25 protein-coding genes and 1 pseudogene are annotated in these 24,962 nt (G+C 71.7%); 12 read left to right on the top strand and 14 right to left on the bottom strand.

Annotated elements, in window-relative coordinates; genetic code table 11:
• Positions 1-325: TauD/TfdA family dioxygenase (locus VGX25_RS29775; protein ID WP_326921258.1), on the top strand; the 325-nt coding region annotated here is incomplete at its 5' end.
• Positions 326-415: 90 nt separating this feature from the next.
• Positions 416-1,186 (top strand): class I SAM-dependent methyltransferase, encoded by a 771-nt coding sequence (locus VGX25_RS29770; RefSeq protein WP_326921257.1) that lies wholly within the window; start codon positions 416-418, stop codon positions 1,184-1,186.
• Between the two features lies 1 nt (position 1,187).
• On the opposite strand, the gene VGX25_RS29765 is transcribed toward VGX25_RS29770, so the two are convergent.
• The 5 genes and pseudogenes from VGX25_RS29765 to VGX25_RS29745 all read right to left on the bottom strand — a co-directional run bounded on the left by VGX25_RS29765 (position 1,188) and on the right by VGX25_RS29745 (position 4,322).
• Positions 1,188-2,333, bottom strand: a complete 1,146-nt coding sequence (locus VGX25_RS29765; RefSeq protein ID WP_326921256.1) for a serine hydrolase domain-containing protein — start codon at positions 2,331-2,333, stop codon at positions 1,188-1,190.
• A complete protein-coding gene (locus VGX25_RS29760; RefSeq protein WP_326921255.1) occupies positions 2,330-2,491 on the bottom strand; it encodes a hypothetical protein in 162 nt (53 codons plus the stop codon). The genes VGX25_RS29765 and VGX25_RS29760 overlap by 4 nt, the downstream gene beginning before the upstream one ends.
• Positions 2,492-2,979: 488 nt before the next feature.
• Positions 2,980-3,598 (bottom strand): annotated as a pseudogene (locus tag VGX25_RS29755) (maleylpyruvate isomerase N-terminal domain-containing protein).
• Positions 3,595-3,957: a DUF3817 domain-containing protein gene (locus VGX25_RS29750; protein WP_326921254.1), complete on the bottom strand. Its 363-nt coding sequence runs from the start codon at positions 3,955-3,957 to the stop codon at positions 3,595-3,597. The pseudogene VGX25_RS29755 and the gene VGX25_RS29750 overlap by 4 nt, the downstream one beginning before the upstream one ends.
• Positions 3,954-4,322: a hypothetical protein gene (locus VGX25_RS29745; protein WP_326921253.1), complete on the bottom strand. Its 369-nt coding sequence runs from the start codon at positions 4,320-4,322 to the stop codon at positions 3,954-3,956. Before VGX25_RS29745 ends, VGX25_RS29750 begins: the two co-directional genes overlap by 4 nt.
• Before the next feature lie 99 nt (positions 4,323-4,421).
• Between VGX25_RS29745 and amrS the strand changes: the two genes are divergently transcribed.
• Positions 4,422-5,522 carry an AmmeMemoRadiSam system radical SAM enzyme gene (amrS, locus tag VGX25_RS29740; protein WP_326921252.1) on the top strand — a complete coding sequence of 367 codons (1,101 nt, stop codon included), beginning with the start codon at positions 4,422-4,424 and terminating at the stop codon, positions 5,520-5,522.
• A gap of 91 nt (positions 5,523-5,613) precedes the next feature.
• Positions 5,614-6,405: an AmmeMemoRadiSam system protein B gene (gene amrB / locus VGX25_RS29735; RefSeq protein ID WP_326921251.1), complete on the top strand. Its 792-nt coding sequence runs from the start codon at positions 5,614-5,616 to the stop codon at positions 6,403-6,405.
• Between the two features lie 103 nt (positions 6,406-6,508).
• Here the strand turns inward: amrB and VGX25_RS29730 are convergent, their stop codons facing one another.
• From VGX25_RS29730 to VGX25_RS29720, 3 genes are all read right to left on the bottom strand, one after another.
• Positions 6,509-7,288 (bottom strand): lytic transglycosylase domain-containing protein, encoded by a 780-nt coding sequence (locus tag VGX25_RS29730; protein WP_326921250.1) that lies wholly within the window; start codon positions 7,286-7,288, stop codon positions 6,509-6,511.
• A 52-nt stretch (positions 7,289-7,340) separates the two neighbouring features.
• On the bottom strand, positions 7,341-7,820 hold the full coding sequence (locus VGX25_RS29725) for a helix-turn-helix transcriptional regulator (RefSeq protein WP_326921249.1): 480 nt from the start codon (positions 7,818-7,820) through the stop codon (positions 7,341-7,343).
• Between the two features lie 207 nt (positions 7,821-8,027).
• On the bottom strand, positions 8,028-8,189 hold the full coding sequence (locus VGX25_RS29720) for a hypothetical protein (protein ID WP_326921248.1): 162 nt from the start codon (positions 8,187-8,189) through the stop codon (positions 8,028-8,030).
• 86 nt (positions 8,190-8,275) lie between these two features.
• Between VGX25_RS29720 and VGX25_RS29715 the strand changes: the two genes are divergently transcribed.
• The gene (locus tag VGX25_RS29715) at positions 8,276-9,043 is read left to right on the top strand and encodes a crotonase/enoyl-CoA hydratase family protein (RefSeq protein ID WP_326921247.1); all 768 of its coding nucleotides are present in this window, start codon (positions 8,276-8,278) and stop codon (positions 9,041-9,043) included.
• A 676-nt stretch (positions 9,044-9,719) separates the two neighbouring features.
• Here the strand turns inward: VGX25_RS29715 and VGX25_RS29710 are convergent.
• Both VGX25_RS29710 and VGX25_RS29705 read right to left on the bottom strand, forming a co-directional pair.
• Positions 9,720-10,859 carry a CaiB/BaiF CoA-transferase family protein gene (locus tag VGX25_RS29710; protein ID WP_326921246.1) on the bottom strand — a complete coding sequence of 380 codons (1,140 nt, stop codon included), beginning with the start codon at positions 10,857-10,859 and terminating at the stop codon, positions 9,720-9,722.
• Between the two features lie 11 nt (positions 10,860-10,870).
• Entirely contained in the window at positions 10,871-11,995 is a 1,125-nt protein-coding gene (locus VGX25_RS29705) for an acyl-CoA dehydrogenase family protein (RefSeq protein WP_326921259.1), read from the bottom strand.
• Between the two features lie 132 nt (positions 11,996-12,127).
• Between VGX25_RS29705 and VGX25_RS29700 the strand changes: the two genes are divergently transcribed.
• On the top strand, positions 12,128-12,799 hold the full coding sequence (locus tag VGX25_RS29700; RefSeq protein WP_326921245.1) for a TetR/AcrR family transcriptional regulator: 672 nt from the start codon (positions 12,128-12,130) through the stop codon (positions 12,797-12,799).
• Positions 12,800-12,832: 33 nt separating this feature from the next.
• On the opposite strand, the gene VGX25_RS29695 is transcribed toward VGX25_RS29700, so the two are convergent.
• Complete coding sequence (locus tag VGX25_RS29695; protein ID WP_326921244.1) at positions 12,833-13,309, bottom strand: NUDIX domain-containing protein; 477 nt, start codon at positions 13,307-13,309, stop codon at positions 12,833-12,835.
• 103 nt (positions 13,310-13,412) lie between these two features.
• On the opposite strand from VGX25_RS29695, the gene VGX25_RS29690 reads away from it, so the two are divergent.
• The 4 genes from VGX25_RS29690 (at position 13,413) to VGX25_RS29675 (ending at position 18,424) form a co-directional block, all read left to right on the top strand.
• Complete coding sequence (locus tag VGX25_RS29690) at positions 13,413-14,489, top strand: hypothetical protein (RefSeq protein ID WP_326921243.1); 1,077 nt, start codon at positions 13,413-13,415, stop codon at positions 14,487-14,489.
• Positions 14,490-14,572: 83 nt separating this feature from the next.
• A complete protein-coding gene (locus VGX25_RS29685) occupies positions 14,573-16,858 on the top strand; it encodes an ATP-binding protein (protein WP_326921242.1) in 2,286 nt (761 codons plus the stop codon).
• 82 nt (positions 16,859-16,940) lie between these two features.
• Entirely contained in the window at positions 16,941-17,636 is a 696-nt protein-coding gene (locus VGX25_RS29680) for a response regulator transcription factor (RefSeq protein WP_326921241.1), read from the top strand.
• Positions 17,637-17,791: 155 nt separating this feature from the next.
• Positions 17,792-18,424 (top strand): response regulator transcription factor, encoded by a 633-nt coding sequence (locus VGX25_RS29675; protein ID WP_326921240.1) that lies wholly within the window; start codon positions 17,792-17,794, stop codon positions 18,422-18,424.
• 188 nt (positions 18,425-18,612) lie between these two features.
• On the opposite strand, the gene VGX25_RS29670 is transcribed toward VGX25_RS29675, so the two are convergent.
• A complete protein-coding gene (locus VGX25_RS29670; RefSeq protein WP_326921239.1) occupies positions 18,613-19,926 on the bottom strand; it encodes a hypothetical protein in 1,314 nt (437 codons plus the stop codon).
• Between the two features lie 224 nt (positions 19,927-20,150).
• Here VGX25_RS29670 and VGX25_RS29665 point away from each other — a divergent pair, with 224 nt between their 5' ends.
• Entirely contained in the window at positions 20,151-22,829 is a 2,679-nt protein-coding gene (locus VGX25_RS29665) for a choice-of-anchor D domain-containing protein (RefSeq protein ID WP_326921238.1), read from the top strand.
• An 81-nt stretch (positions 22,830-22,910) separates the two neighbouring features.
• On the top strand, positions 22,911-23,075 hold the full coding sequence (locus tag VGX25_RS29660) for a hypothetical protein (RefSeq protein ID WP_326921237.1): 165 nt from the start codon (positions 22,911-22,913) through the stop codon (positions 23,073-23,075).
• A 2-nt stretch (positions 23,076-23,077) separates the two neighbouring features.
• On the opposite strand, the gene VGX25_RS29655 is transcribed toward VGX25_RS29660, so the two are convergent.
• Together VGX25_RS29655 and VGX25_RS29650 are read right to left on the bottom strand one after the other, a co-directional pair.
• On the bottom strand, positions 23,078-23,803 hold the full coding sequence (locus VGX25_RS29655) for an alpha/beta hydrolase (RefSeq protein ID WP_326921236.1): 726 nt from the start codon (positions 23,801-23,803) through the stop codon (positions 23,078-23,080).
• 122 nt (positions 23,804-23,925) lie between these two features.
• A partial coding sequence (locus VGX25_RS29650; RefSeq protein WP_326921235.1) for an NADase-type glycan-binding domain-containing protein occupies positions 23,926-24,962 on the bottom strand: 1,037 nt, incomplete at its 5' end.

Here is a 24,962-nt window from a genome sequence, read left to right as displayed (position 1 = left end):
GCCGGTCGCCGTGCTGTACGGCGACCGGCGCACGCCGTACCTCCGGGCCGACGCCTACTACTGGAGGCCGGCCGATCCCGCCGACCGGGCCGCGGCCGCGGCGCTGGCCAGGCTGGCCGCCGGGCTCACCGGCGCGCTGCGCGACGTCACCCTCGCCGCGGGCGACTACTGCTTTTTGAACAACCACAAGGTGGTGCACGGGCGGCGCCCGTTCAGGGCCCGCTACGACGGCACCGACCGGTGGCTCAAGCGGGTGTGCATCGCCCGGGATCTGCGCCGGTCTCGCGAGGCTCGATCGAGTGTGCTCAGCCAGGTCATGACGTAATCACGAAAGGATGAGGATTTCTTCACCGCGGCGTCGTGCATTTCACGAGATTGGCGGCCGCGCTCAACCCGTCTTCGAAAGGAATCTGCGGTGACCAGCAACAGCCAGTTCGACACCGTCGCCAAGTCCTACCCCTCGTATCCGCACGTTCTGCCGCTGCGCGAGGAGGTCGAATTGCATTCATTTCGCGTCGCCGCCGGCGACGTGACCGGCCTCGCCGCGCTCGACCTCGGTTGCGGAGCCGGCCGCTACGCTCAGCACCTCGCCCGCTGGGGCGCCGGCCGGGTGGTCGGCGTGGACGACTCCGCCGGCATGCTCGAGCTGGCCCAGGACGCCGAGGACGCCGAGCCGATGGGCATCACCTACCGCCTTGCCGACGTCAGCACCGACCATCTGCTCGACCTGGCCGGCACCATGGACCTGGTGCTGAGCTGCTACGCGCTGCCCTACGCCCCCAGCGTCGCCAGGCTGACCGGCATGTTCACCACCGCGCGCACCGTCCTGCGCGAGGGCGGCCGGTTCATCGCCGCCACGCTCAACCCCGACTACGCCGACCACGACATCGAACGCGGCTACTACGACCGGTTCAACATGCGCCTCACCGCGAACGTCCACCCGCCCGTCGAGGGCACACCGGTGCACCTGCACGCCTGGTTCAACGACCCCGCGGCCACCCCCATCGACGTGGACGCCTACTGGTGGTCGCCGACCACCTACGAGGTGGCCGCCAAGACCGCCGGCTTCACCTCGCTCACCTGGCACCACTTCACCGTCAGCGACACCGGTGTCGGCCACTTCGGCGAGGACTACTGGACCCCGTACCTCACCCGGCCGCACGCGGTCATGCTGGAGGCGTCCTGACTCAGCCCCGTTCGACGCAGGCACGCACGGCGGCGGTCAGGCCGTTGGCCCGGTCGTCGGATGCCCCGCCCATCCGGTTGTTGACGTAGGCGAACCCGACCTCGAACTCGTCGTCCGCGAAGGCGAGCTGGCCGCCCGCGCCGTCGTGCCCGAAGCTGCGCGGCCCGAGCAAGGGCCGCCACGGCGGAGAGTCGATCATGAAGCCGGTTCCCCACCGGGCGCCGTTGTCCACCCGCTCGAACAGCTCCGGCCCTGACGACTGGACGGTGACCGCGTCGTCGATCGACGCCCTGGTCAGCAGCGGCGGCCCGGCGATGGCCGACACGCAGCCGGCGTAGAGCCGGGCCAGGCCGCCCGCGGTGCTGACCCCGCCCGCCCCGGGGATCTCCGCGGCCTGGATGGCCGGGGCGTTGAAGCTGACCTCGCCGTCGGCGACCGGGAACCCGAACGCCCCGCTCATCGTGAACGCCCGGTCGATCACCGGATGGACCTGCTCCTCGGGGTCCTCCGCCGGCGGCGGCAGCAGCCAGGCCACCGACCCGTATTCCGACGCCGGCAGCCCGATCCAGGTCCGCAGCCCCAGCGGCGCGGCGACCTCGTCGGCCAGGAACCGGCCCGGCATCTTCCCGGTGATCCGGCGGATCACCTCACCGACCAGCCACCCGTAGGTCATCCCGTGGTAGCAGTGCGCGGTCCCGGGCTGCCACAGCGGCGCCTGCGCCTCGAGCGCCTCGATCACCGGCTCCCACGCGAGCACCTCGTCCAGCGTCAGGTCCCGGTCCACCGCCGGCAGCCCGGCCCGGTGGCTGAGCAACCACCGCACCCGGATGTCCCCCTTGCCGTTCCCGGCGAACTCCGGCCAGTATCGGGCCACCGGCGCGTCCAGCTCCAGCCGCCCCCGCTGCACGAGCAGGTACGCCAGAATCGCCAGGATTCCCTTGCTGCAGGAGAACACCACCGCCGGAGTGTCCGCCGTCCACGGCCGCCCGCTGCGCACATCGGCCACCCCACCCCACACGTCGACCACCTTGCGGCCGCCGGCGTACAGCGTCACCCCCGCCCCCACATCCCGCCCCGACGCCAGGTTCCCGGCGAACACATCCACCACCCGGCCGAACCCGTCCTCCGCGTCCCCGTGGATCTTCACCGGCCCAGCTTAAGGTGCCGGCTACTCGTGGTGGTCAGCCATTCGCCGGTGGCCGCGATGCCGGTGGGGGTTGCTGCGGCCATGGTGGCTGTGGTGGCGGCCAGGCAGCCGGTGGCGGGTGCGGCGCGGACCAGGACCCAGGGGGTGGAACTGACCACGGGCCGGATGGCGGAAGCCGGCGCACCGGTGATCCATGAACAAAGGACGGCAACAGCGCGATTGCCATTCCGGACACGGCGAGCAGATAGAGACCCGCACCGACGCTGACCAATCCGCCGAGCGACGTATCGGCAGTCTCGGCGTTGATCTGGATGATGTTCCATAGCGCGAGTAGGCACGCGCCGACTCCGAAGGCCGCGCTGAGGATGTGCGCCGCCGCCGTGAGCTCGGCTCGCAAGTCACCAAGGATCGCGCACAAGAGGGCTGCTCCGCACAGCGCGAACGTGATCCAGCCATTTCCCCTCGTGCCGTCGAGGGATCCAAGGAAGGGGGCGCTCACCCATGGGAGAAATGTGCAGATCATTCCTACCGCGGCGGCGATAGCGAGGGCCACGCGCTGCGCATGCATGGGCAGTCCTTCTTGGAACGGCCGGGATCCACGTGCTCTGATCCGTCGCATCGACGGCGAATGGAAGAGCGTTACGACCTACATCCAGGGGCCGGGGTTGAGGTCGGTGGGGAGATCGGCGCGGCCGGTGAGCCAGGCGAGGAGGTGGCGGGAGTCGGGGGCGGACAGGCGGTCGGGGAGGCGGCGCAGGGCGTTGGGCAGCTCCCAGGTTACGTAGAGGTCCGGCCAGTCGGCGGGTTCGTAGCCCAGGCCAAGGTCGACATGGTGGACCTCGACCTCGCGCAGGCGGCGCAGCGGGCTGCCGGAGGGTGGCCAGTGGTCGTCGCCGTGGAAGTCGGGATGCGGCCAGCCGGCCGCGGCGCAGCGTTCCCAGACGTCCTCGAGGCGCTGCGCGGAGTCGGCGAGATCGGCGATCAGCTCGCGGGCCGGGCGGCCGGCGCCCTCCTCGATCTCGCGGTCGCCGCGCCATGCCGTCCGGGTAGCGCGGAACATCCTCGCCGCGCAGCGCGCCCTCGAGCCGGCGGGTGTGGCCGTCGGCGTTGCGGGCCAGGTGGGTGAGGACGTGGCCGATCGTCCAGCCGGGCAGGCGGCTCGGGCGGCGGGCGGTGGCGTCGTCGATGTCGGACGCGGTGGTCAGCAGCCGGGTGTGGGCGGCGCGGCAGGCGTTGCCGGCGGCGGCCGGGTCGGGCTCGGTCACAGCGCGACGCCCTGGCGGACCTTGTGCGACACGCGGCGCTCGGCGATGAAGGAGACGAACGGGATCATGCCGGCGAGCAGGACGAGCAGGGTGCCCCTGATCGACCAGCGGGCCTTGAGCGCCAGGTCGACGGTGGCCAGGAAGTACACGATGTAGAGGAAGCCGTGGACCGGGCCGACGATCTTGGTGTACTGGTCCTGGCCGAAGCCGTAGTCGAGCACCATGGCGGCGCACAGCGCGAGCAGGCCGACACCGACGACGTAGGCCATGATCCGGTAGCGGGCCAGGGCGCCGCGCGGGCCGGCCGCGCCGACCGCCTGGGCCGGGTTCTCCTCGTCGGTGGTCTCCCTGGACGTCATCGCCTCTCCTGGTCGGCCGCGTTCAGCTGGGCCAGGTACCGGTTGTACGCGGCCAGCTCGTCGTCGACGTCATCCTGCACGACCGGTGCGCGGCGGGGGGCGACCACCCTCGGCGGCTCGGGAGCGGGCTGCTCGGCGGGTGGCCCCGAATGCTGGGCGCGCAGCCGGCGCAGCCGCCAGAACAGGAACGCCGGGAACAGCCCGAACAGCGGCCACTGCAGGACGTACCCGAGGTTCTGCCACGAGCCCGTCGCCGACTCGAAGCGCTGCCACTGCCACCATGCCAGCCCGGTGCAGACCACCAGGGACAGCACGCACACCCCGACTATCGCCAGCCGGCGCGGGGTGATCGGGCTGCCAGGCACATCCCCGACGTTAACACCGGAGCGGACGCGAGGGGGGACGGCCTCGCGGGAGCGACCAATGAGCACGGACGGGTACCGTGGCCGGCGAGGGTGAGGAGCATGAGCACCGACATCGACCCGGCCGACCGGCACACCGTGCCGACCAGCTACTGGCGCGAGCTGGACGACGGGCGCATCCAGTGCGACGTGTGCCCGCGGGCCTGCCGGCTGCGCGAGGGTCAGCGCGGGCTGTGCTTCGTGCGCGGCCGGGCCGGCGACCGGATCGTGCTCACCTCGTACGGCCGGTCCAGCGGGTTCTGCGTCGACCCGATCGAGAAGAAGCCGCTCAACCACTTCCTGCCGGGCACGCCGGTCCTGTCGTTCGGCACCGCGGGCTGCAACCTGGCCTGCCGGTTCTGCCAGAACTGGGACATCAGCAAGTCCCGGGAGATCGACACGCTGGCCGACGCGGCCTCGCCGGAGGCGCTTGCGCGGACCGCGGAGCGGCTGGGCTGCCGCAGCGTCGCGTTCACCTACAACGACCCGACGATCTTCATCGAGTACGCCGCCGACGTGGCCGACGCGTGCCGCGAGCGGGGCATCCGGGCGGTGGCGGTCACCGCCGGCTACATCAACCCGCGGCCGCGGCGCGACTTCTACCGGCACATGGATGCGGCGAACGTGGACCTCAAGGCGTTCACCGAGCGGTTCTACGAGAAGGTCACCTTCGCGCGGCTGGGCGTCGTGCTGGACACGCTGGAGTACCTGCGGCACGAGACCGACGTGTGGTTCGAGATCACCACGCTGCTCATCCCCGGTCACAACGACTCCGACGCCGAGATCGACGCCGAGACCCGGTGGATCGCCGAGCACCTCGGGCCGGACGTGCCGCTGCACTTCACCGCGTTCCACCCGGACTTCAAGATGCGCGACGTGCCACCGACGCCACCGGCCACGCTGCGCCGGGCCCGCCGGATCGCGCTCGGCAACGGGCTGCGCTACGTCTACACCGGAAACGTGCACGACCCGGACGGCGGCACCACGTCGTGTCCCGGCTGCGGCGCCGCGGTCGTGGTGCGGGACTGGTACGTCATCTCCCGCTACGACCTCACCCCGGACGGCTTGTGCGTCCACTGTGGACATAGCATCCCCGGCCGGTACGACGGCCCGGCCGGCAACTGGGGCGCGCGCCGGCTGCCGGTGCGGCTGGCCGCCCGGTGAGCGGAGCTTGCGGAGCGAACCGTCAAGCGCTGCCCTGCCGCCGAGGGACGAGGTGGCAGGGCCGCCGGCACCGAGCTTGCGAGGTGACGTTATGCGCGGAGCGCGGCCGCCCGCCGTGGCCGGGCGGTTCTACCCGGCGGATCCGGCCGAGCTGGCGCGGCAGGTCGCCGGCCTGCTCGGCGCCGTGGACGCCGGCGCAGATTCCCCGGCGGAGGCGTACGTCGTGCCGCACGCGGGCTACCGGTTCTCCGGCCCGGTGGCGGCCTCGGTGTACGCGCGGCTGGGCCAGGCGCGGCGGGTGGTGCTGATCGGCCCGGCGCACTTCGTGCCGCTCGCCGGCTGCGCGGTCCCGTCGACCGAGGCGTTCGCCACCCCGCTCGGCAAGGTGCCGGTCGACGTCGAGGGCTGCCGCCGGCTGGCCGGGACCGGGCTCGCGGTGACCGACGACCGGCCGCACGAGCCGGAGCACTCGCTCGAGGTGCAGCTGCCGTTCCTGCAGACCGTCCTCGGCGACGGGTGGACCGTGCTGCCGGTGGCCGTCGGTCTGGCCACAGTGGACGACGTGGCCGACGTGCTGGACACCGCCACCGCCGAGCCGGCGCTGGTGCTGTGCAGCACCGACCTGTCCCACCACCTGCCGGATCCCCTTGCCCGGCAACGAGATCGGCGCACCGCGGCGGCCGTGCTCGACCTCGACCCGACGCGGATCGCCCCGCGCGACGCATGCGGCCGGCACGCGCTGGCCGGGCTGCTCGGCTGGGCCCGCCGCCGCTCGCTGACCCCCCGGCTGCTGGACCTGCGCACCTCGGCCGATACCGCCGGCACGCCGGACCGGGTGGTCGGCTACGGGGCGTTCGCGCTTGGGAGGGCTTACCGACGCTGAGGCCGGGCCGGCAGGCCCGCCGAAGGGTCGGTGTCTGCCAACCGGCAGCGGGCAACGCTCAGTAGTGCTGCCAGCCTTGCCCTCCCATTGGATTCAACACAACTCAGCGGATGGACTGAGCCACGCGGGCGTAGCCGTCGGCGAGGCCGAACACCTTCTGGCCGTAGGGCACCGAGTTGTTGTAGGAGAAGACGGCCGCCCACCAGCCCTGGGCGGTGGCCAGGTCGCGGCCGTTGGCACACAGGTAGCGGGCGGCCGCCAGGGCGGCGTCGTCGATCTGCTGCGGGTCGCCGCGGCCGTCGAGGTTTCCGTCCGAGGCCCACTTCCGCCACGTGGACGGGATGAACTGCATCGGGCCGACCGCGCGGTCCACGGCCGGGTCACCGTCGAATGCGCTGCCGTCGGTGTCCGGGATCGACCTGACCCCGGCCGATCCGTCCAGCGGCACCCCGACGATCGGCTTCGACGGCCGGCCGTCCGCGCCGAGCGTGGCGCCGCCGTACTGGCCGTGGTTCGACTCGACCCGGCCGATGCCGGCCAGCGTCGTCCAGGACACGTGGCAGCCGGGGGTGGCGGAGCGGACGACGAGCTCGGCGTTGCCGTAGGCGACGAGGGCGCGGGCGGGGATCGTGGTCGGGCCGGCCATCCGGTTGGCCCAGGCCAGCAGCGGGTCGGCGCCCACCGCGCCGGGCTGCGGCTGGGGGGCCGATTGCGCGGGGATCACCGAGCCGGGCTGTACGGGCGCGGCCGGCACCTGGGCGGCCGGGATCTCGACGGCGAGCGGCGTGGCCTCGGGCGCGGCGGTGACGTGGAGTAGCCAGACCGCGCCGCCCGCGACCAGCACCGCGAGCAGGACCAGGGCCAATCGGCCGACTATGCGCACATCAAGGTCAACGAGTGCGGCGGCGGGGCGTTACGGCGCGTGGTGGTGGGCGTCAGGGACGCTGCTGGCGCTGGAGGCGGGCGACGCACCAGGCGGGCGCGCTGCCGCGGCGCAGGTGATCGAGCACGGTGAGCGGCCCGAGGCGGCGGCTGAGGTCCGATGGGGACAGACCGGCCGCGCGGTAGTCGAGGGCGCGCTGGTCGAGCGGGCTGATCCCGGCGTCCCACCACTCCGTGGCCTCGGCGAGGCCGCCGACCATCTGCCACCAGCTAGCGGCCGCGGCCAGCAGGTCCGGGGGCACGTCGGGCAGCCGCTTGCGCATGGCGGCAAGGAAACGCGGGTCCGCCGAGCTGACCGGGGCCCAGCTCGCCTGACCGGCGCCGGGCCGCTGACCGGGGATCCCCGGCGCGGGGATGGGCGCCTCCGCGAGCCATTCCGACGCGATGCGGTGGATCTCCTCGGACTCCGCGTCCTGCTCCCGCTCCGCGGTCCACTGCCGCACCAGTGCGTCGACCCCGGGGTCGTCAAGCATCCTGCCTCCTCGAGGGGTTGGCGATCACGCCGGAACTGGGATGTACCGCGGGAGATGCGTGAAACCGTATTGGGCGAGCGGCAAGATTGCTAGATCTGAATCGTGCGGGAATCCACCATCTGGACACGCCGGGCGAAGATGCACCCAAACGGTCCATTGTAGATCTTGCAGTCGTCGTAGTCGTCACCGTTCGTGATGGGCGCAGCGTCAGGCGAAGATGCTCTTCATGAAGGTGATGATGGCTTCGGCGCCGTCGCGCATCCAGCCCAGGATGTCCTGGACGGCGTTGCCCGCCTGGTTGGGCTGCGTGATCACGTAGAACAGCACGATCCCGGCCACCACCAGGGTGGCGACCTTCTTGACGTCCACCGGTCCACTCCTGTCCGCTGCCGCCGACATACTTCGACTGCCATCACCATACGGTCGTAACTCGTTCGGTCAAGGAGACACACTCTATGCTCACCAACGTTCTGATCGAACGGTCCGGACCGGTCACGACTGTCCTGTTGAACCGCCCGGAGGCCCGCAACGCCGTCGACGGTGCGACCGCCGCGGCGCTGGCCGACGCGTTCCGCGCGTTCGACGCCGACGACTCGGCGCTGGTGGCGGTGCTCGCCGGGGTCGGCCCGGCGTTCTGCGCGGGCGCCGACCTCAAGGCCGTCGGCACCGAACGGGGCAACCGCGTCGCCCCCGACGGCGAAGGACCGATGGGCCCGACCCGAATGCGCCTGTCCAAGCCGGTGATCGCCGCCGTCGCCGGCCCCGCCGTGGCCGGCGGCCTCGAGCTGGCACTGTGGTGCGACCTCCGGGTGGCCGACACCACCGCGATATTCGGCGTGTTCTGCCGCCGCTGGGGCGTACCCCTCATCGACGGCGGCACGATCCGGCTACCCAGGCTGATCGGCCAGAGCCGGGCCCTCGACATGATCCTCACCGGCCGCCCGGTGAACGCGGACGAGGCGCTGGCCATGGGCCTGGCCAACCGGGTCGTGCCCGCCGGCCAGGCCCGCGCCGCCGCCGAGCAGCTCGCCGCCGAGATCGCCCGCTTCCCCCAGGTCTGCCTGCGCGCCGACCGCGCCTCCGCCCTGTCCCAGTGGGGTTCGTCCGAGGAGGAGGCGCTCCGGGCGGAGTTCGACGGCGCCCTGGTCACGCTCGAGGGAGCGGTCAGCGGAGCGGCCCGGTTCGCCGCCGGCGCCGGCCGCCACGGCTCCTTCCCCGACTGACGCCCCAATCTGTCAACTCCTTCAGCACCAAACCGGGCCAGTTGTCCACACTCACCCCACTTGTCCACACCGACCCCGAAGTTGATCTCTACCCCGGCTTCCGCCGGTAGACTGGCCGTGGGGTCGCCCCCCGTGGAGCGGTGGGGGCTGGGTAGGGGTGGGACGCGGAGATCAACTTCGACGCTGAGATCAACTTTGGCGCGGAGATCCCACTGTGGGGAAGATCAACTGCGGGGCGGTGGAGTCCGGTGCCGGCCGGATGTCCCCGCGCCGCGGAGTCCGGGGTGACGTCGTGGGCGCGTCCCTCACCTATGCGAAGGCGTCGTGTGACTACCCCAGCGCGGGACACGTCCGGGATCGCGGTCCCCGGCCCGGTGTGTCTCGCCTTTGGGCGGGCGTGTTCTGGGTTCGTGCAGTCGTGTGTCGTGTTGCGGTAGCCCCGGCCGTGCGCGGCCCTGTGTCTGCCTTGGCAGGGTCGGGGCATGGTGCCGGGAAGGCAAGGTGTGCTCGCGGAGTGGCCCGGTCGGGTCGCTCGAATCGGGTGCGGAAACGACGGTTGCGCGGCGCGCTGCGCGCGCAGCGAGCGCGGCGCAGCCGTCGTTTCCAGGGCGATCTTGGCGAGTTTGCCGGAGCCCTGCCGTGGAGCGGGGGTGTGCCGTTCCACGATCAGGGGTGGTCAGGGGATGATGCCGGTGGTGCGGAGGCGGGTGATCTCCTCCGGTGGGAGGCCGAGTTCGGTGAGGACCTCGGTGGTGTCGGAGCGGGGCTCGTGGGGGGCCTGCGGTGGCGCGGTGGGGGTGCGGTCGAACTTGGGGGCGGGGGCGGGTTGGGGTGCGCCGTCGACCTCGACGAAGGTTCGGCGCGCCACGTTGTGGGGGTGGGCGGTGGCCTCGGTCGTGGTGAGGACGGGGGTGAGGCAGGCGTCGGTGCCCTCGGCCAGTTTTGCCCACTCGTCGCGGGTGCGGGTCTTGATCACGGCGGCGAGCTTTTCCCGGACCGCGGGCCACCGGGTGGGGTCGAGGCGGCCGGAGACCTCGTCGGGGTCGAGGTCGAGCACCTTGATCAGGTCTGCCCAGAAGCGTTCCTCGATCGCGCCGACGGCGACGTAGCGGCCGTCGGCGGTTTCGTAGGTGTCGTAGAACGGGGCGCCGCCGTCGAGCATGTTCTCGCCGCGGGGACGATTCCACAGGCCGATGTTGCGCAGGCCGTGCAGGGCGGCGGTGAGCAGCGCTGCGCCGTCCACCATGGACGCGTCGACGACCTGGCCGTAGCCGGAGCGGTCGCGTTCGACGAGTGCGGCGAGCACGCCCATGGCGAGCAGGAGGCCGCCACCGCCGAAGTCGCCGAGGAGGTTGAGCGGTGGCACGGGGCGCTGGCCGGGGCGGCCGATCGGTTCCAGGGCGCCGGCGAGGCCGATGTAGTTGATGTCGTGGCCGGCGGCGGTGGCGAGCGGGCCGTCCTGGCCCCAGCCGGTGATCCGGCCGTAGATGAGCCTCGGGTTGCGGGCCAGGCAGTCCTTGGGGCCGAGGCCGAGCCGTTCGGTGACGCCCGGCCGGAAGCCCTCGATGAGCACGTCCGCGACGTCGATCAGGCGCAGGGCCAACTCCTTGCCCTCGGGGGACTTCGTGTCCAGGCCGATCCACCGGCGGGTCCGGGTGAGCGGGTCGTCGGGGAAGCTCAGCACGTCGAACGCCGGCTTGGCCCGGTCGATCCGGATCACGTCGGCGCCGAGGTCGGCCAGGATCATGGTGGCGAACGGCGCGGGCGCCAGGCCGACCAGCTCCACGACCTTCAGTCCGGCGAGGGGTCCGGGCATGTGCGTCCCTTCTAGAGGGTGCGGGAGATGATCTCTTTCATGATCTCGTTGGTGCCACCGAAGATCCGCTGCACGCGGGCGGCGGTCCAGGCGCGGGAGATGGGGTACTCGCTCATGTAGCCGTAGCCGCCGAACAGCTGCAGGCACTCGTCGGCGACCCGGGACAGCCGGTCGGTGGTCCACCACTTGGCCATCGCCGCGCCGCTGACGTCCAGTTCGGACCGCAGGTGCCGCTCGATGCACTGGTCGAGGAAGGCCTTGCACACCGCCACCTCGGTCGCGCACTCGGCGAGGGTGAACTTGGTGTTCTGGAACTTGAAGATCTCCCGGCCGAACGCGGTGCGGTCCTTTGTGTACTCGATGGTCTGGGCCACCACGGCCTCCATGGCGGCGACGGCGCTCACCGCGATCAGCAGCCGCTCCTGCGGGAGCTGCCGCATGAGCTGGATGAACCCCTGACCTTCTTGCGCGCCAAGGAGATTGGCGACCGGCACGCGGACGTCGTCGAAGAACAGCTCGGACGTGTCCTGCCCGTGCATGCCGATCTTGTCGAGCACCCGGCCGCGGCGGAAGCCGTCGGCGCCCGCGGTCTCCACCACGATCAGCGACACGCCCTTGGCCGCCTCGTCGGGGTCGGTCTTGGCCACGACGATCACCAGGTCGCACTGGGCGCCGTTGGTGATGAACGTCTTGGCGCCGTTGATCACGTAGCTGTCGCCGTCCCGGATCGCCCTGGTCTTGATGTTCTGCAGGTCCGATCCGGTGCCCGGCTCGGTCATCGCGATCGCCCCGACCAGCTCGCCGCTGGCCAGCCTCGGCAGCCAGCGCCGCTTCTGCTCCTCGGTGCCGTAGGCGTTGAAGTAGTGCGCGACGATCCCGCTGTGCACGGCGTTGCCCCACGCGTCGTCGCCGGCGTAGGCCTGCTCCTCCAACAGGATCGCCTCGTGGGCGAAGGTGCCGCCGCCCCCGCCGTACTCCTCGGGGATGGACAGGCACAGCAGCCCGACCTCGCCCGCCTTGGTCCACAGCTCGCGGTCCACCTGCCTGGCCTTCGCCCAGCGCTCGTGGTTGGGCGCCAACTCCTTCTGGCAGAAGGTGTGCGCGAGCTCGCGGAAGGCGTCGAGGTCGGCGGTCATCCACGAGGAGCGCTGGGTGAGGGCCACGGAGCGACCTCCTGAACCGGGGGCAAAAACAATCCGGATGACATGTAAAGTCTGGCCCGAATGTACCTGCGTGCAGACCTGCACGTAAAGGCGAGCGATGGTGACATGAAGCCGCACCGGACCCAGGCCGAACGCAGCGAGCACACCCGCGAGCTGCTGCTCGACGCGACCATCGACTGCCTCGTCGAGGTCGGCTACGCGCGCACCACCGTGCACGAGATCTGCCTGCGTGCCGGCGTGTCCAGGGGCGCGCAGCAACATCACTTCACCACCAAGGCGGAGCTGATGGCCACCGCGCTCGAGCACCTCTTCGAGCGGCTCAGTCAGGAGGTGCTCCGCGCGGCCGAACGGCTGCCACCCGGCCCTGACCGGATCACCAAGGGCATCGACCTGCTGTGGCGGGCCTACTCGGGAACCCTGTCCACGGCGGCGATGGAGTTGTGGGTGGCCGCGCGCACCGACCCGGAGCTGCGCCGCGTGCTGCTGCCGGTCGACCGCGGCCTCGGGCACGCCACCCTGGAGTTCTTCCGCCGCGGGGCGGGCGCCGACGTCGACGAGCGGGTGCTGGAACGGTTGCTGCTGCTCAGCGTGCACCTGACACGAGGGCTCGCGATGGACGCCATGATCGGCGGCGACGCCGACCGCCGGTCCGCGCTGCTCGAGGAGTGGAAGGCGATCGTGCTGGAGCTGTACAAGGGCGGCGGACAACGGTCGGCCCGGCCCTCGCTCGGGCCGACCGCTGCAACAGAAGATGATGCACGCGTGCGCGAAACGTGACGTTCGCGCACGCAAATTGTGTCGAGGTGCGCGTCAGTCCGCGGCCTGCCAGATGTCGTCGCTGCGGTAGTACTGGGCGATGTCGTCGGCCAGCAGCCGGTCCGCGTCGCGCCAGGGGCCGACCGCGTCGAGGTCGTCGATGTCGAGCCAGCGGGCGTCGTCGTAGGAGTACATGTTCGGCCGCGGCTCGCCCAGGTCGGTGTCGAAGGTCGACTCGCTGGGCAGCTGGCAGCGCCAGACCCGCAGGGTCGCCGCGCCCATGGACTCGCCGTCCTCGGCCGGCCAGGACTGCAGCCGCTGATCGCTCAGGATCCGGTCGACGCAGCGCAGCGACACGCCGAACTCGGTGGTGAACTCGCGCTGCAGCGCGTCGTGCTCCTCCTCGCCGGGCCGGACCTCGTCGCCGGGCAGCTCCCAGTACCCGGACACCGACTGCGGCCGGGACCGCCGCGCGACGAAGATCCGGAAATCGCGCACGATCGCCGCGCCGGCCACCACCACGTCACTCATGCGTCCATGGTTCAACCCGGGCCGGCGCGGGCGAGGGGTGCGAGAGGATGCCACTCGGGCTGAGTTCCCTACCTTATCGGGCAAGTCCTGCCACAATGCGGCGGTGACCGAACCTCCCCCCGGCTATCCAGGTCCGCCGACCGGGCCGCAGCCGACCGGGCCGCCGTCGGGCCCGTTGCCGATCGGGCCGCAGACCGGCCCGCAACACACCGGCCCGCCGCCCGGATCCGGCCCGCCGTCGGGTCCGCCGCCGTTCCGGCCGCAGACCGGCCCCGGGCAGTATCCCGCTCCTCCCCCGCAGTACGCCGGGCCCTACGCGCCGCCGCGGCCGCGCCGCACCACCCCGCGGTGGACCGCCGGCCTGCTCGGCGGGATCGCGTTCCTGATCGCCTGCGGCGCCACCGCATGGGGCAGCTTCCTGAAGACCCAGACCTACCGGGCCGAGTTCCCCAACTCCTCCGGCGGCGGCAACGACGTCAGCTCCTACTCGGTCACCTGGTGGCAGATCGAGCAGTCCGGGGACAACTTCGGGGAGTATCCGCCGTACGGGATCCTGCCCGCGGTGGCCGCCGGCCTGCTGCTGATCGCCGCCGTGCTGGCGCTGACCGCGTTCGGCAATCGCCGGTCCGGGACGGTGACCGGGGCCAGGGTCAGCGCGGCCCTCGGCGTCGGGCTGCTGGCCGGCGCGCTGTCGATCCTGCTCATGGACGCGCTGCAGGGACTGTCCAACACCAACGCCCGCCAGCCCGGCCCCGGCGAGACGGTCAGCTTCGAGATCGGGCTCGGCATCTGGGTGCCCGCCGGCGCGGTCGCGATGGGACTGATCGGCCTGATCCTGGTGCTCACCGGGGCGCGCCCGGCCGCCGCCCGGCTTGAGCCGGACACGCCGCGGATGGGCTTCCCCGCGCCCTACGGCCAGCGGCCGTACCCGCCGGCACCCGCGCCGCAGCAACCGGTTCAGCAGCACACGGCACAGCCGGCCGGGGCGCAGCCGGATCTCACGCAGCCGGTTCAGCACCCCGGCCAGGTTCCGCACACCGGACCGCAGCCGGTGCACGTGCCGCCCGCCCCGCCCCCGCCGGCCGACGACGCTCCGAAGGAGGAACCCGAGCCGGAGCCCGACCGCCAGGAGCCCACGGAGCGCCCGGACACCCGGGAGGCGCCGCCGGAGCGCGGCTGATTCCCTCCGGACGGAGGCTCGCACAGGATTAATCACGGGATTAATGCTGTGCGGACGCACCGAACTGAGAGATGATCCATGGCGTGTCCGGCCAGACGGGGGCGCGGCGGCTACCCGTCTCGCTACTCCTGCTCACGGTAGCCCTGCTGGGCGTGGCCGGATGGTGCTTCGCGTCGCGGGCCACCACCCCGTCGGACGGCACCACGATCAGCGTCGGCGACAGCCCGGTCTCCGCCGGCGGCGTCATCGTCCAGGCGGTCGACGATCCGGGCGGACCCATCCGGCCCGGCGACCGGATCGTGTCGATCGACGGCCTCCCGATGTCCGACCGGGTCAGCGTCCTTCCCCGGTTCGACACCGCGGTCGAGGCCGGTGACCGGCTGCGCTACGAGCTGCGCCGCGGCGACGAGCGCCTGTTCGTCGACGTGACGCTCGAGCCGTACCCGATCCTGGCCAGCCTGCTGCGGGGCTGGCCGACCCTGCTGGTGAACGCCTTGCTGCTGCTCACCTCCGCGGCGATCTTCTGGGTGCGGCCGCGGGACCCGGCCACGAACGCGGCCATGGTGGCCTCGGCGATCGGGCTGCTCACCACCGCCGGTGCCGGTTACTTCTCGCTGGAGGCGGTCGACCTGGTGGCCGGCGAGGCGTTCTGGCGGTGGTACGTCGGCGAGTTCGGCTTCGCCCTGCTGTGGGGCGGCATGCTGCACTTCGCGCTGGCCTTCCCTGCGGTGACCCAGCCGGACCGGTACCGGCGGCGGGTCCTGCTCGGCTACGCCGGCCCGCCGGTGCTCTACGGTGTCACGGCGGGTGGGGCGCTGCTGCTGCTCGGCGACCCGTTCCAGCGTATGTACGTGGTGGGCGCGCCGGTGCTGCCGGCGCTGTTCGTGTACCCGCTGCTGGTGCTCGGCGCCCTGGTGCACAAGTACGTCACCTGCACCGACGACCAGGTCCGCCGGCCGCTGCGCTGGCTGGCCGCGTCGCTTGGCGGGGGCGCCGCGGTGTACTTCGCGATCTGGTTCCTTCCGGTGATCATCCGCGGGCGGGCCCTGCTGCCGGACGAGTACCAGACGCTGGCCTTCGTCGCGGTGCCGATCGCCGTGGCCGCAACGATCCTGCGGCACCGGGCGCTCAACATCGAGGTGGTGATCAGCCGCTCGCTGGTCTACGGCGCGCTGTCGGCCGGCGTGATCGGGCTGTACATCGGGGTGGTCGGCGCGCTGTCGCTGGTGTTCCCGCCGCTGGACTCGCTGTGGGCACAGGCCACTGCCGCGGCCGCGGTCGCGGTTCTGGTGCAGCCGCTGCGGGTGCGGCTGCAGACCCTGATCAACAAGCGGCTGTACGGCGACCGGGACGACCCGTACCGGGTGGTGTCCACTTTGGCGTCGCGGCTGGAGAACACCCACACGCCGGGCGCGATGCTGCCGGCGATCGTGGAGACGGTGTCCACGGCGCTGCGGCTGCCGTACGTCGCCATCGAGATCCAGGCGCGCGGCCGCACCGAGATCGCCGCCAGCGTGGGCACGCTGACCAGGGAGCCGCACCGGCTGTCCCTGACGTTCCAGGGCGAGCGGGTGGGCTACCTGGTGATCGGGCCGCGTGGGGCGCGGGACGTGCCGCGCAGGCGGGACCGGATCGCGCTGGCCGAGGTGGCCAGGCACGCCGGCGCGGCGGTGTACACCGCCCGGCTGACCCGGGACCTGCGGCGCAGCCGGGACCGGTTGGTGCGGGCAAGGGAGAAGGAGCGCAGGCGGATCCTGCACGAGCTGCACGACGGCGTCGGCCCCACGCTGGCCGCGGTGGCGTTGGGCATCGACGCCAGCCAGCGCAGCGTCGGCAACGACACCGCGACCGGGGTGCTGCTCGGCCGGCTGCGCGACGAGCTGCAGGCGGCCATCGTGGAGATCCGCCGGCTGGCGCACGGGCTGCGGCCCCCGGTGCTGGACCGGATCGGGCTGATCCCGGCCATCCGGGAGTACGCAGGCGCGCTGGCCAGCCGGTCGGTCCGGGGCGACGGCCCGGACGACGGCGTGACGATCGTGCTCGAGGTGCCGACCGTGCTGCCCAAGCTCCCGGCGTCGGTGGACGTGGCGGCGTACCGGATCATCTGCGAGGCGCTGACCAACGTCACCCGGCACGCCTCGGCGAGATCGTGTGCGGTCCGGCTCTGGGTGGACGATGATCTGCACATCGAGGTGGTCGACGACGGGGTCGGGATCGAGCAGGGCATGCTGACCGAAGGCGGCGGTGTGGGTCTTTCGTCGATGCGCGAAAGGGCGGCCGAGCTGGGCGGCGAGTGCCTGGTCGAGGCCGACCGGGAAGGCGGGACCCGGGTGTTCGCCACGCTTCCGCTGCCCAAGGAGGCGCCGTGAGCGGAGCGAACCATCGAGCGCTGCCCTGCCGCCGAGGAACGAGGTGGCAGGGTCACCGTCACCGAGCTTGCGAGGTGACGGAATGAGCGAAGTGCCATTGGGCGCGGAGCAGGTGCGGGTGCTCGTTGTGGACGATCATCCGCTGTTCCGCTATGGACTGTGCATGGTGCTCGCCGCGGAGCAGACGATCGAGGTGGTCGGCGAGGCCGCCAACGGGCGGGACGCGATCGAGGCGGCCAAGGCGTACCAGCCCGACGTGGTCGTGATGGACCTGCACCTGCCGGACATCGACGGCATCGAGGCCACCCGGGAGATCGTCGGCGAGCTGCCGACCATCGGCGTGGTGGTGCTGACCATGTTCAACGACAGCGAGTCGGTGTTCGCCGCCATGCGCGCCGGGGCCCGCGGCTACCTGCTCAAGGGGTCGGGCCAGGAGGAGATCATCCGTGCGGTGCACGCGGTCGGCCGCGGCGAGGCGATCTTCGGGCCGGACATCGCCACCCGGGTGCTCGGCTACTTCAACAGCGCGCCGGTCAAGTCCGACCCGGTGTTCCCCGAGCTGACGTCCCGGGAGCGGGAGGTGCTCGCCCTGATCGCCGACGGGCGGAGCAACGCCGCGATCGCCGGCGCCCTGTCGCTGAGCCCCAAGACCGTCCGCAACCACGTCTCCAGCATCTTCACCAAGCTGCACGTCGCGGACCGGGCCCAGGCCATCGTGCGGGCCCGCAAGGCCGGCCTCGGCGACGCCCCGCCGGACCGGCGGCAGGACACCCGCTAGCTTCCGGGGCCTGTCCTCTCGGGCAACAACGGGACATCGGTCCCATGTGCCCGGGACGCCCCTTAGGGCAACCTTCTCGTGCACGGTCGAGCGCGTGCTGGGCGTAGGCGGTCGGGGCCGACGTGGCGTGCAAGACGGAACGGGGAAACAAGGAGATGTTGGAACAGAGTCGGACACCGGTTGTCGTTCGCGCTACCGACCCCATCCTGCAGAACGGGGTCCACATGGCATTGCGCACGCGCCAGGAGGTGTGGCTCGTCGATGAGGAGAACGCGTCGCCGGAGTCCGTCGCGCTGGTCGTGACCGACCGGTTCGACGACCGGGCCGGCCAGCTGCTTCGCACGTTGCAGTGCCGGGGCTTCACCAGGGTCGTGCTGATCGCCGGCGAGCTCGAGGACACCGAGATCCTGACCGCGGTCGAGGGCGGCGTGTGCGCGGTGGCCCGGCGCTCGGAGACGACCCCCGATGTGCTGGTCCGCCTGGTGAAGGCCGCGGCCGCCGGCGAGGGCGCGCTGCCGCCGGACCTGCTCGGCCGGCTGCTGAACCGGGTCTCCCGGCTGCAGCGCCACGTCCTGGAGCCGCGCGGCCTGCACCTGGCCGGCATCACCAACCGGGAGACCGAGGTCCTCCGGCTCGTCGCGAATGGACTGTCCACGAAGGAGATCGCGGACAAGCTGTGCTACTCGCAGCGGACCGTCAAGAGCATCCTGCACGACGTCACCAACCGCTTCCAGCTCCGCAACCGCTCCCACGCGGTGGCCTACGCCCTGCGGGAAGGGCTGATCTGACAGACCATGAGGGGACCCCTTGGGGGCGTCGAACGCCCCGAGGGGTCCCCTCATTGCGTCCGCTGCCCCTACGAGGAGGGCCGGAGGGTCCCGCCCGGGGTGGCCGAAGGTACGCGGTGCCGTTGCCATGGAAGAACGTAGCCGGGAGGGCCACCCCGTGGGGGCGGCCCTCCCGGCGTCGGGGCCAGTCAGCCGGCGATGCGGCCGGAGAACGTCACGCTGGGCTTGCACTTGCCGGTGGCCGGCTCGGGCGCGCCCGGGGTCTGGCAGTTGATCGCGATCTCCAGCTTCTGCGTCGGGCCGAAGGTCAGCGGCGCGATCGAGTGGTAGTCGTAGTCGCGGAAGTTGCTGAGGCCGAACTCGTAGAGCACCTTGCCGCCGCGCAGGATCCGGATGGTTCCGCTGTCCCCGTGCGGGTTCTGCAGCAGCAGGTCGGTGATCACCAGCGTCTTGCCAGCCGGGATCTCCGGGTCGGCGGTGCCGACCGTGGTGAACGCGTTGGGGTTCGGGTTCGCGGTGATCTCACCGGCGATCCGGGTGTCGAACGAGGTGCCCTTGCTGATGTCCACGCCGTCCGGGCCGGTCACCGGCCCCGGGGCCGGGGTGCCGTTGCCGGCGGGCGCCTGCGCCACCTTGGCCTCGGCGGCGGCCGCCTTCTGCTCCGCGGCGGCGGCCTTCTGCTCGGCGGTGTCCGCCTTCTGCTGCAGCGCGGCCTGCGCGGCGGCGGCCTCGGTCTTGGCCGTCTCCCTCGCCGCCGACTGGACGGTCGGCTTGACGACGGTGAACCACAGCGTCACCGCGACGATCGCCAGGGCGATCAGCGCGATCAGCGCGGGCAGCAGCCACTTCGGCAGCAGCTGCTGCTGCACGACCGTGCCCTGCACGGTGGTCGGCGGGATGTCCCCGGCCAGCGCGGTGACCTGGAACGGGTGCCGGCGCTCCGGCCCCTTGAGGAACCGGTCGTGCGGCTTGGCGGTGAGCTTGAGGAACGCCGACGTTCCCGGTTGGACGGTCAGCGCACTGTGGTCCAGCCCCAGCTTCAGCTCGTCGTCCGGGTCGTTGGCGACCAGCTCGACCGGGATCGGGTAGTTGCCGGAGTTGTCCACGACGACCTGGTGGCGGGCCTTGGTGCGGCACCGGGACGACTTCGGCGACAGCTCGACCTGGAGGTCGGTGAACGGCTCGACCTGAACCACACCTTCCTCGACGACCGAGCCGTGCGGTTCCTCCCTGGACAGCACGCGCACCCCGAACGGCACGAAGCCGGCCGGCACCGAGGACTTCCTCGGCGGCGCGAACTTGATCGTGACCTGGCCGTCCTGGCCGGGCATCAGGTTCATGATGCGCGGCTCGACCTCGGTCCACTCCCGTGCATCGCCGACGATGTCCACGGTGAACTGGTCGACAAGCGTTCCGTTGTTTCGCACCTGGACGGTGGCGTCGACCGACCCGCCAGGGGTTACGGACAGCTGCCTACTCGCCAGCGACGTGGTGGCTCCCATGGCAGGGAAGTGTGCGGAAACAAGCGGTGCCGGAGCACCTTGCTACGGGGAGCACCCGCGGGCAAAGACGGTTGCCCGATCGGGCGGCTTTGAGCGTCCCCTCCGCCACCCCGCGGCAAGGCCCCCGATCGGCTCAACCTCAATAGTGTTTCCCGCGGTGAACCACGCCTGGAGGTCGTGCCGTGCCCAAATTCGCTGCCCCACGCCGTTCGGTCGCTACCGCAATGGTCGCCGCATCCGTCGCCGCGTTACTGGTCAGCTCGGCCGCGACGCCTCCGGCCGGCGCCGTGGCGGCGCCCGGGTCGACCCAGCGCGCCTCGGTGAAGGACCCCGGCCAGATCGGCGAGGGGACCGACCAATCACCCAACGGCGGGCACGACAGCGTCCTGTCCGCGGACGGCAACGCCGTGGCCTTCGTCAGCAACGGCAAGCTGGACAACCTTGACCCCGGGGCGGGCGAGAGCCGGCCCTACTCCAACGTCTACGTTCGCGACCTCGCCCGCAACCGCACGGTGATGATCAGCCGTGGCCAGTTCGTCGACGACAACCCCTACCGCTGTTACGACCCCGGCGAGGTCGGGCTGCGCTCGGCGAACCCGCTGAACCTCAACGGGCCCCAGGCCGCCCGGCTTCAGCAGCAGCCGACGATCCGGGACACGCCGCCGGACAGCGACAGTTTCAGCCCGTCGATCTCCGCCGACGGCCGGTTCGTCTCGTTCCTCACCAACGCCACCAACATCTTCGTCGAGGACTGCTACTCCGACTCCGAGATCGTGGTGGCCGACCGCGACCCGGACGGTGACGGCGACTTCGACGAGAACCGGCCCGACGGTTCGCGGGACTACCGGTATTTCCGGATCGCCCAGAGCGAGTCGGACATCGGAAGCTACGAGTACGCGCGGGACCTGAAGATGTCCGCCAACGCCACCCGGCTGGTCTGGATCGAGGGGGGCGAGGGCTGCTGCCGGGCCAAGACCGTCGGGTTGAAGCTCCCAACGGGACAGACCGGCCTGCCGGTCGAGGTGCCGAGCGGTCCGGACAACACGAACGAAAACGTGTGGTCCCAGTACGACCCGGCGATCTCCGCGGACGGCAACCACATCGTCCTGCACGTGACCCTCATCTTCTGCGAGTGCGACCTCGTCCACGCGATCGTCTCCACCGACATGCGCACCAACGAGACGACCCGGGTCGACATCGACGGGGGCCAACCGATCAGCACCGAGTTCCTCGAGTTCGTCATGCGCCCGGCGATCTCGGCCGACGGCACGGTGATCGCGTTCGTCGCCGAGCAGTTCGAGAGCGCCGTCGAAGGTCCCGCGTTCTCCAAGTTCGACGAGCCCAACGTGTACGTCGTGAACGTCGACTACTCGAGGCCGCCGGACCAGCGGGTGGTCCGCACGACGATCGCGTCGCGGGACAACAACGGCAACCTGATCAACGGCGAGCTGCCCGGGCTGTCCTCCGACGGCCGCTACCTCGCCTTCACCACCGACAACCTGGCCGCCCACGACGGGTCGGACGGGAACACCACCGCCGGCAGCTGCCTGCGGCCGCCACCCCCCGAGCCGCCGAGGCTCGCCGGCGAGCCGCTGCTCGACCTCAACGCCGCCGCGCTGCCGCCGGAGCGCAAGGCGCCCAGGACGAACTGCCAGGTCGTCGTGCGCGACCTGATCCTCGACCAGGCGCGGCTGGTCGCCGAGCAGCCGCGGCTGCCGGGCACGCTGGCCTCGCCGAACCAGAACGGCAACGCCGGCAACGGCAACACGGTGCCCAGCCGGTTCAACTTCCCGCCGTCGACGCCTCCGTCGCTGGCCTCCGACGGCCACCGGATCGCCTTCGACTCGCGCGCGTCGGACCTGGTGCCCGCGGACACCAACCAGCGCGACGACGTGTTCGTGCGGACCCTCGAGCCGACCCTGCGCGCGGTCCCCGCCCTCCTGGATTTCGACGAGGTCGAGATCGGGCAGCCGGCGCCGACCCTGACGGTGCGGCTCGAGGAGGTGGGCGCCGGACCGCTGTTCGTCGAGACGGTCGAGGTGATCGTGACGAACCCGCTGAACCCGCCCGACTTCGAGATCATCGGGACGGACTGCCAGGGCATCATCCTGCACCAGACCGAAGGCTGCGATGTGACCGTCGCGTTCGGACCGACGGCGGTCGGTGCTCGGCAGGGCCAGCTGCGGGTCCGCCCCCGCGGTGGGCGGGACGTCATCGTGGAGCTGCAAGGTGACGGCACCGCGCGGCCGGTTCCCCCGGATCCGGTTCCGCGGGGGCCGGAGTTCTCGGCGAGCCCGAGCCCGCTGGACTTCGGGGAGCGGCTGGTGCTGTCGCGCGGTCCGGAGTCGACGGTGACGGTCACCAACCCGGGCGAGACGCCGCTGCGGATCAACTCGGTGGCGCCGGTCGGGCCGGGCGCGCCTGGCGACTACACGGTGACGGCCAACACCTGCGTCGGGCAGGTCCCGGCCGGTGGGCAGTGCCTGGTCTCGGTCCGGTTCTCCCCCGCCGAGCCCGGGGAACGGACGGCCGCGCTGCGGTTCGACGCCGCGGCCCCGGTCGGCACGCGGCTGGTAGGCTTGCGCGGCACGGCGAGTCCACTGTCCATTGAGGTCAACCCCGGCGTGAGCCCGCCGGGGCGGGTGACCACGGTGACCGGCAAGGGATTCCCCCCAGGCAAGAGCGTGACCGTGACGTTCGATCCGCAGCGACCCGGTCAGACGACGGCCACGGTCGGGCCGGACGGCACGTTCCGCGCCTCGCTCCTCGTGTTCCCCAAGGCGTCGCCGGAGAACCGCACGGTCGTGGCCACAGTGGACGGATCTCCCGCGCTTCAGGCCAAGGACACACTGCTGATCGTGTTCCCCTCGGTCAACCCGGCCGACTTCGTGGTCCGCGGCTGAGCTCAGGGCGCGAGAACGGGAGGACCACCTCGGCGAACGCTCCGGCGGGATGTGGCTGGTCGGGCCGCCGCTGATCACAGGGTGGGCGCGGCGATCGCTACCTCGCTCCTCGTGTTCCCGAAGGCGTCGCCGGAGAACCGCACGGTCGTGGTCACAGTGGACGGATCTCCCGCGCTTCAGGCCAAGGATACGCTGCTGATCGTGTTCCCCTCGGTCAACCCGGCCGATTTCGTGGTCCGCGGCTGAGCTCAGGGCGCGAGAAACGGGAGGACCACCTCGGCGAAGCGCTCCGGGCTGGTGCTGTGCACGAAATGACCGACCCGGATCTGGACCATCCTGGCGTTCGGTAGGGCGGCGGCGAGCTCCTCGAGCCGCTCCGGCGGGATGTGGCTGGTCGGGCCGCCGCTGATCACCAGGGTGGGCGCGGCGATCGCGTCGATCCGCAGCCACCATTCCGGGTCGGGCCGGCGCACCTGCCGGAACAGCGGGAGCACCAGGTTCCAGTCGAACGCCACGGGTTCGGGTGGCTCGGGCGGAGGCTCGGGCAGATCGTCCCAAAAGGACGTCTGGCTCATCGGCGGTGGCGGGGCATCCTCGAGCACCATCCGGCGGATCCGCCCGGGATGCAGCCCGGCGGCCAGCATGGCCACGCAGCCGCCCATCGAGTGCCCCACCAGGTCGACGCGCCGCAGCCCGCGGTGATCGAGGAAGCCGAGCACGTCGGCGAGCATCAACTCCAGCGTGTAGTCGTCGGCCCGCGAGCTGACGCCGTGCCCGCGCAGGTCGAGCGCGATCGCCTGCCGCCCGGCGTTGGCCAGCGCGATCGCGAACCGGTCCCAGGACCGCGCGTCGCTGCCGAGCGCGTGCAGCAGAACGACGGGGTTGTCCTCCGGCGCACCGGTCTCCCGGTAGCCGATGGTCACCCCGCCGATCTCGACTGTGCCGGCGCGCGTCCGGCCGGGTTCGGCGATCACGGCCCGAAACTACCCGGAGCGCGGCTAGGCCACATCACCTCGCAAGCCTCGGTGATGGCGACTCCGTCGCCTCGTACCTCGGCAGCGGAGCAGTGTCGAATGGTTCGCTCCGCAAGCTCCGCTCACTTCTTCTCGAAGAGCTCGATCTCGCTCAGCGCGAGGTTGGTGCCCTTGACCGACCGGAACAGGTCCACGACATGGATCTCCACGCTGGTCGCCTTCTCGCCGTTGGCGATGTCGTACTGGTTGGGATCCGGGTTGTCCAGCAGGTCGATGTCGCTGGTCTTGCCGGTGGAGAAGACCAGGTGCACCTTGCGGGCCCGGTGGTTGCCCTGGAAGTCGTCGCCGGCCCCGTTGCGGATGATCACGCGGGACAGGTCGACCTCCCGGTCGAACTTCAGCACCACCACCGGCTGCGGCCCGTCGACCGGCGCCAGCCAGTGCGTGTTGCTGAACCCGTCGACCGAGGCCCGGCAGCCGTTGTTGGGCGGCGTCTCCACCTGGCACGCGACGTCGATCGCGGACACCGGCGCGTACTGCGGGAAGATCAGGATCTCCACCTGGTGCTTCACGGCGGTGAACTGCTGGTTCACCCAACCGCGGAACGGCGCGAACACCCCGTAGAGGATCCCGCCCACCAGCAGCGCGACCGTGATGATCCGGCGCACCAGCTTGAACGTGGTGCTGACCGCGAGCGCCGTCTTGGTCTTGCCGCGCCCGCCCGGCTTGGGCCGGTCGCCGGACTTGCGGACCTTGGCCCCCCGGCGCGGCAGCAGCTTGCGCCACCACGGGGTCTTGACCCGCTCCGCCTCGACCAGCGAGGCGCCGCACCGGCTGCAGAACTTGCGGGCCTCGTTGTTGCCCTCACCGCAGTCGCCGCAGATCAGGTCGCCCGGCTTGAGCTGCCGCGACGGCGGCTGCCGGCGCACCGCGGGCGGCTTCGGCCGCGGCTCCTGGGGAACGACCTCGTCCGGCTGCCCGACCTTGGCCTGCGCGGTCCCGGTGATCGGCGCGACCAGCTCCTTGGCCTCGCCGTCGGCGGTCGGCTTGGCCGGCGTCGGCAACGCCGGCGGCCCGGAGCTTCCCGCGCCCGGCGGCGCCGGTGGCTTGGGCAAGGGGGGCGCGGCCGGCGGCCCGGCGGTCGGCGGGGCGGGTGGAC

Origin of the sequence: Actinophytocola sp. (assembly GCF_035942955.1) — a bacterium.
Taxonomy (GTDB): domain Bacteria; phylum Actinomycetota; class Actinomycetes; order Mycobacteriales; family Pseudonocardiaceae; genus DASYTH01.
The sequence above is the reverse complement of the archived record's forward strand: the minus strand, read 5'-3'. Positions and strand labels throughout refer to the sequence as shown.

What these genes read in the sequence shown, in the direction of transcription:
- VGX25_RS29665 (WP_326921238.1), top strand. Translation starts at nt 20,151, where the DNA reads ATGGTCGCCGCATCCGTCGCCGCGTTACTGGTCAGCTCGGCCGCGACG.
- amrS (WP_326921252.1), top strand. Translation starts at nt 4,422, where the DNA reads ATGAGCACCGACATCGACCCGGCCGACCGGCACACCGTGCCGACCAGC.
- VGX25_RS29725 (WP_326921249.1), bottom strand. Translation starts at nt 7,820, where the DNA reads ATGCTTGACGACCCCGGGGTCGACGCACTGGTGCGGCAGTGGACCGCG.
- VGX25_RS29705 (WP_326921259.1), bottom strand. Translation starts at nt 11,995, where the DNA reads ATGACCGCCGACCTCGACGCCTTCCGCGAGCTCGCGCACACCTTCTGC.
- VGX25_RS29675 (WP_326921240.1), top strand. Translation starts at nt 17,792, where the DNA reads ATGTTGGAACAGAGTCGGACACCGGTTGTCGTTCGCGCTACCGACCCC.
- amrB (WP_326921251.1), top strand. Translation starts at nt 5,614, where the DNA reads ATGCGCGGAGCGCGGCCGCCCGCCGTGGCCGGGCGGTTCTACCCGGCG.
- VGX25_RS29680 (WP_326921241.1), top strand. Translation starts at nt 16,941, where the DNA reads ATGAGCGAAGTGCCATTGGGCGCGGAGCAGGTGCGGGTGCTCGTTGTG.
- VGX25_RS29670 (WP_326921239.1), bottom strand. Translation starts at nt 19,926, where the DNA reads ATGGGAGCCACCACGTCGCTGGCGAGTAGGCAGCTGTCCGTAACCCCT.
- VGX25_RS29715 (WP_326921247.1), top strand. Translation starts at nt 8,276, where the DNA reads ATGCTCACCAACGTTCTGATCGAACGGTCCGGACCGGTCACGACTGTC.
- VGX25_RS29700 (WP_326921245.1), top strand. Translation starts at nt 12,128, where the DNA reads ATGAAGCCGCACCGGACCCAGGCCGAACGCAGCGAGCACACCCGCGAG.
- VGX25_RS29710 (WP_326921246.1), bottom strand. Translation starts at nt 10,859, where the DNA reads ATGCCCGGACCCCTCGCCGGACTGAAGGTCGTGGAGCTGGTCGGCCTG.
- VGX25_RS29750 (WP_326921254.1), bottom strand. Translation starts at nt 3,957, where the DNA reads ATGACGTCCAGGGAGACCACCGACGAGGAGAACCCGGCCCAGGCGGTC.
- VGX25_RS29695 (WP_326921244.1), bottom strand. Translation starts at nt 13,309, where the DNA reads ATGAGTGACGTGGTGGTGGCCGGCGCGGCGATCGTGCGCGATTTCCGG.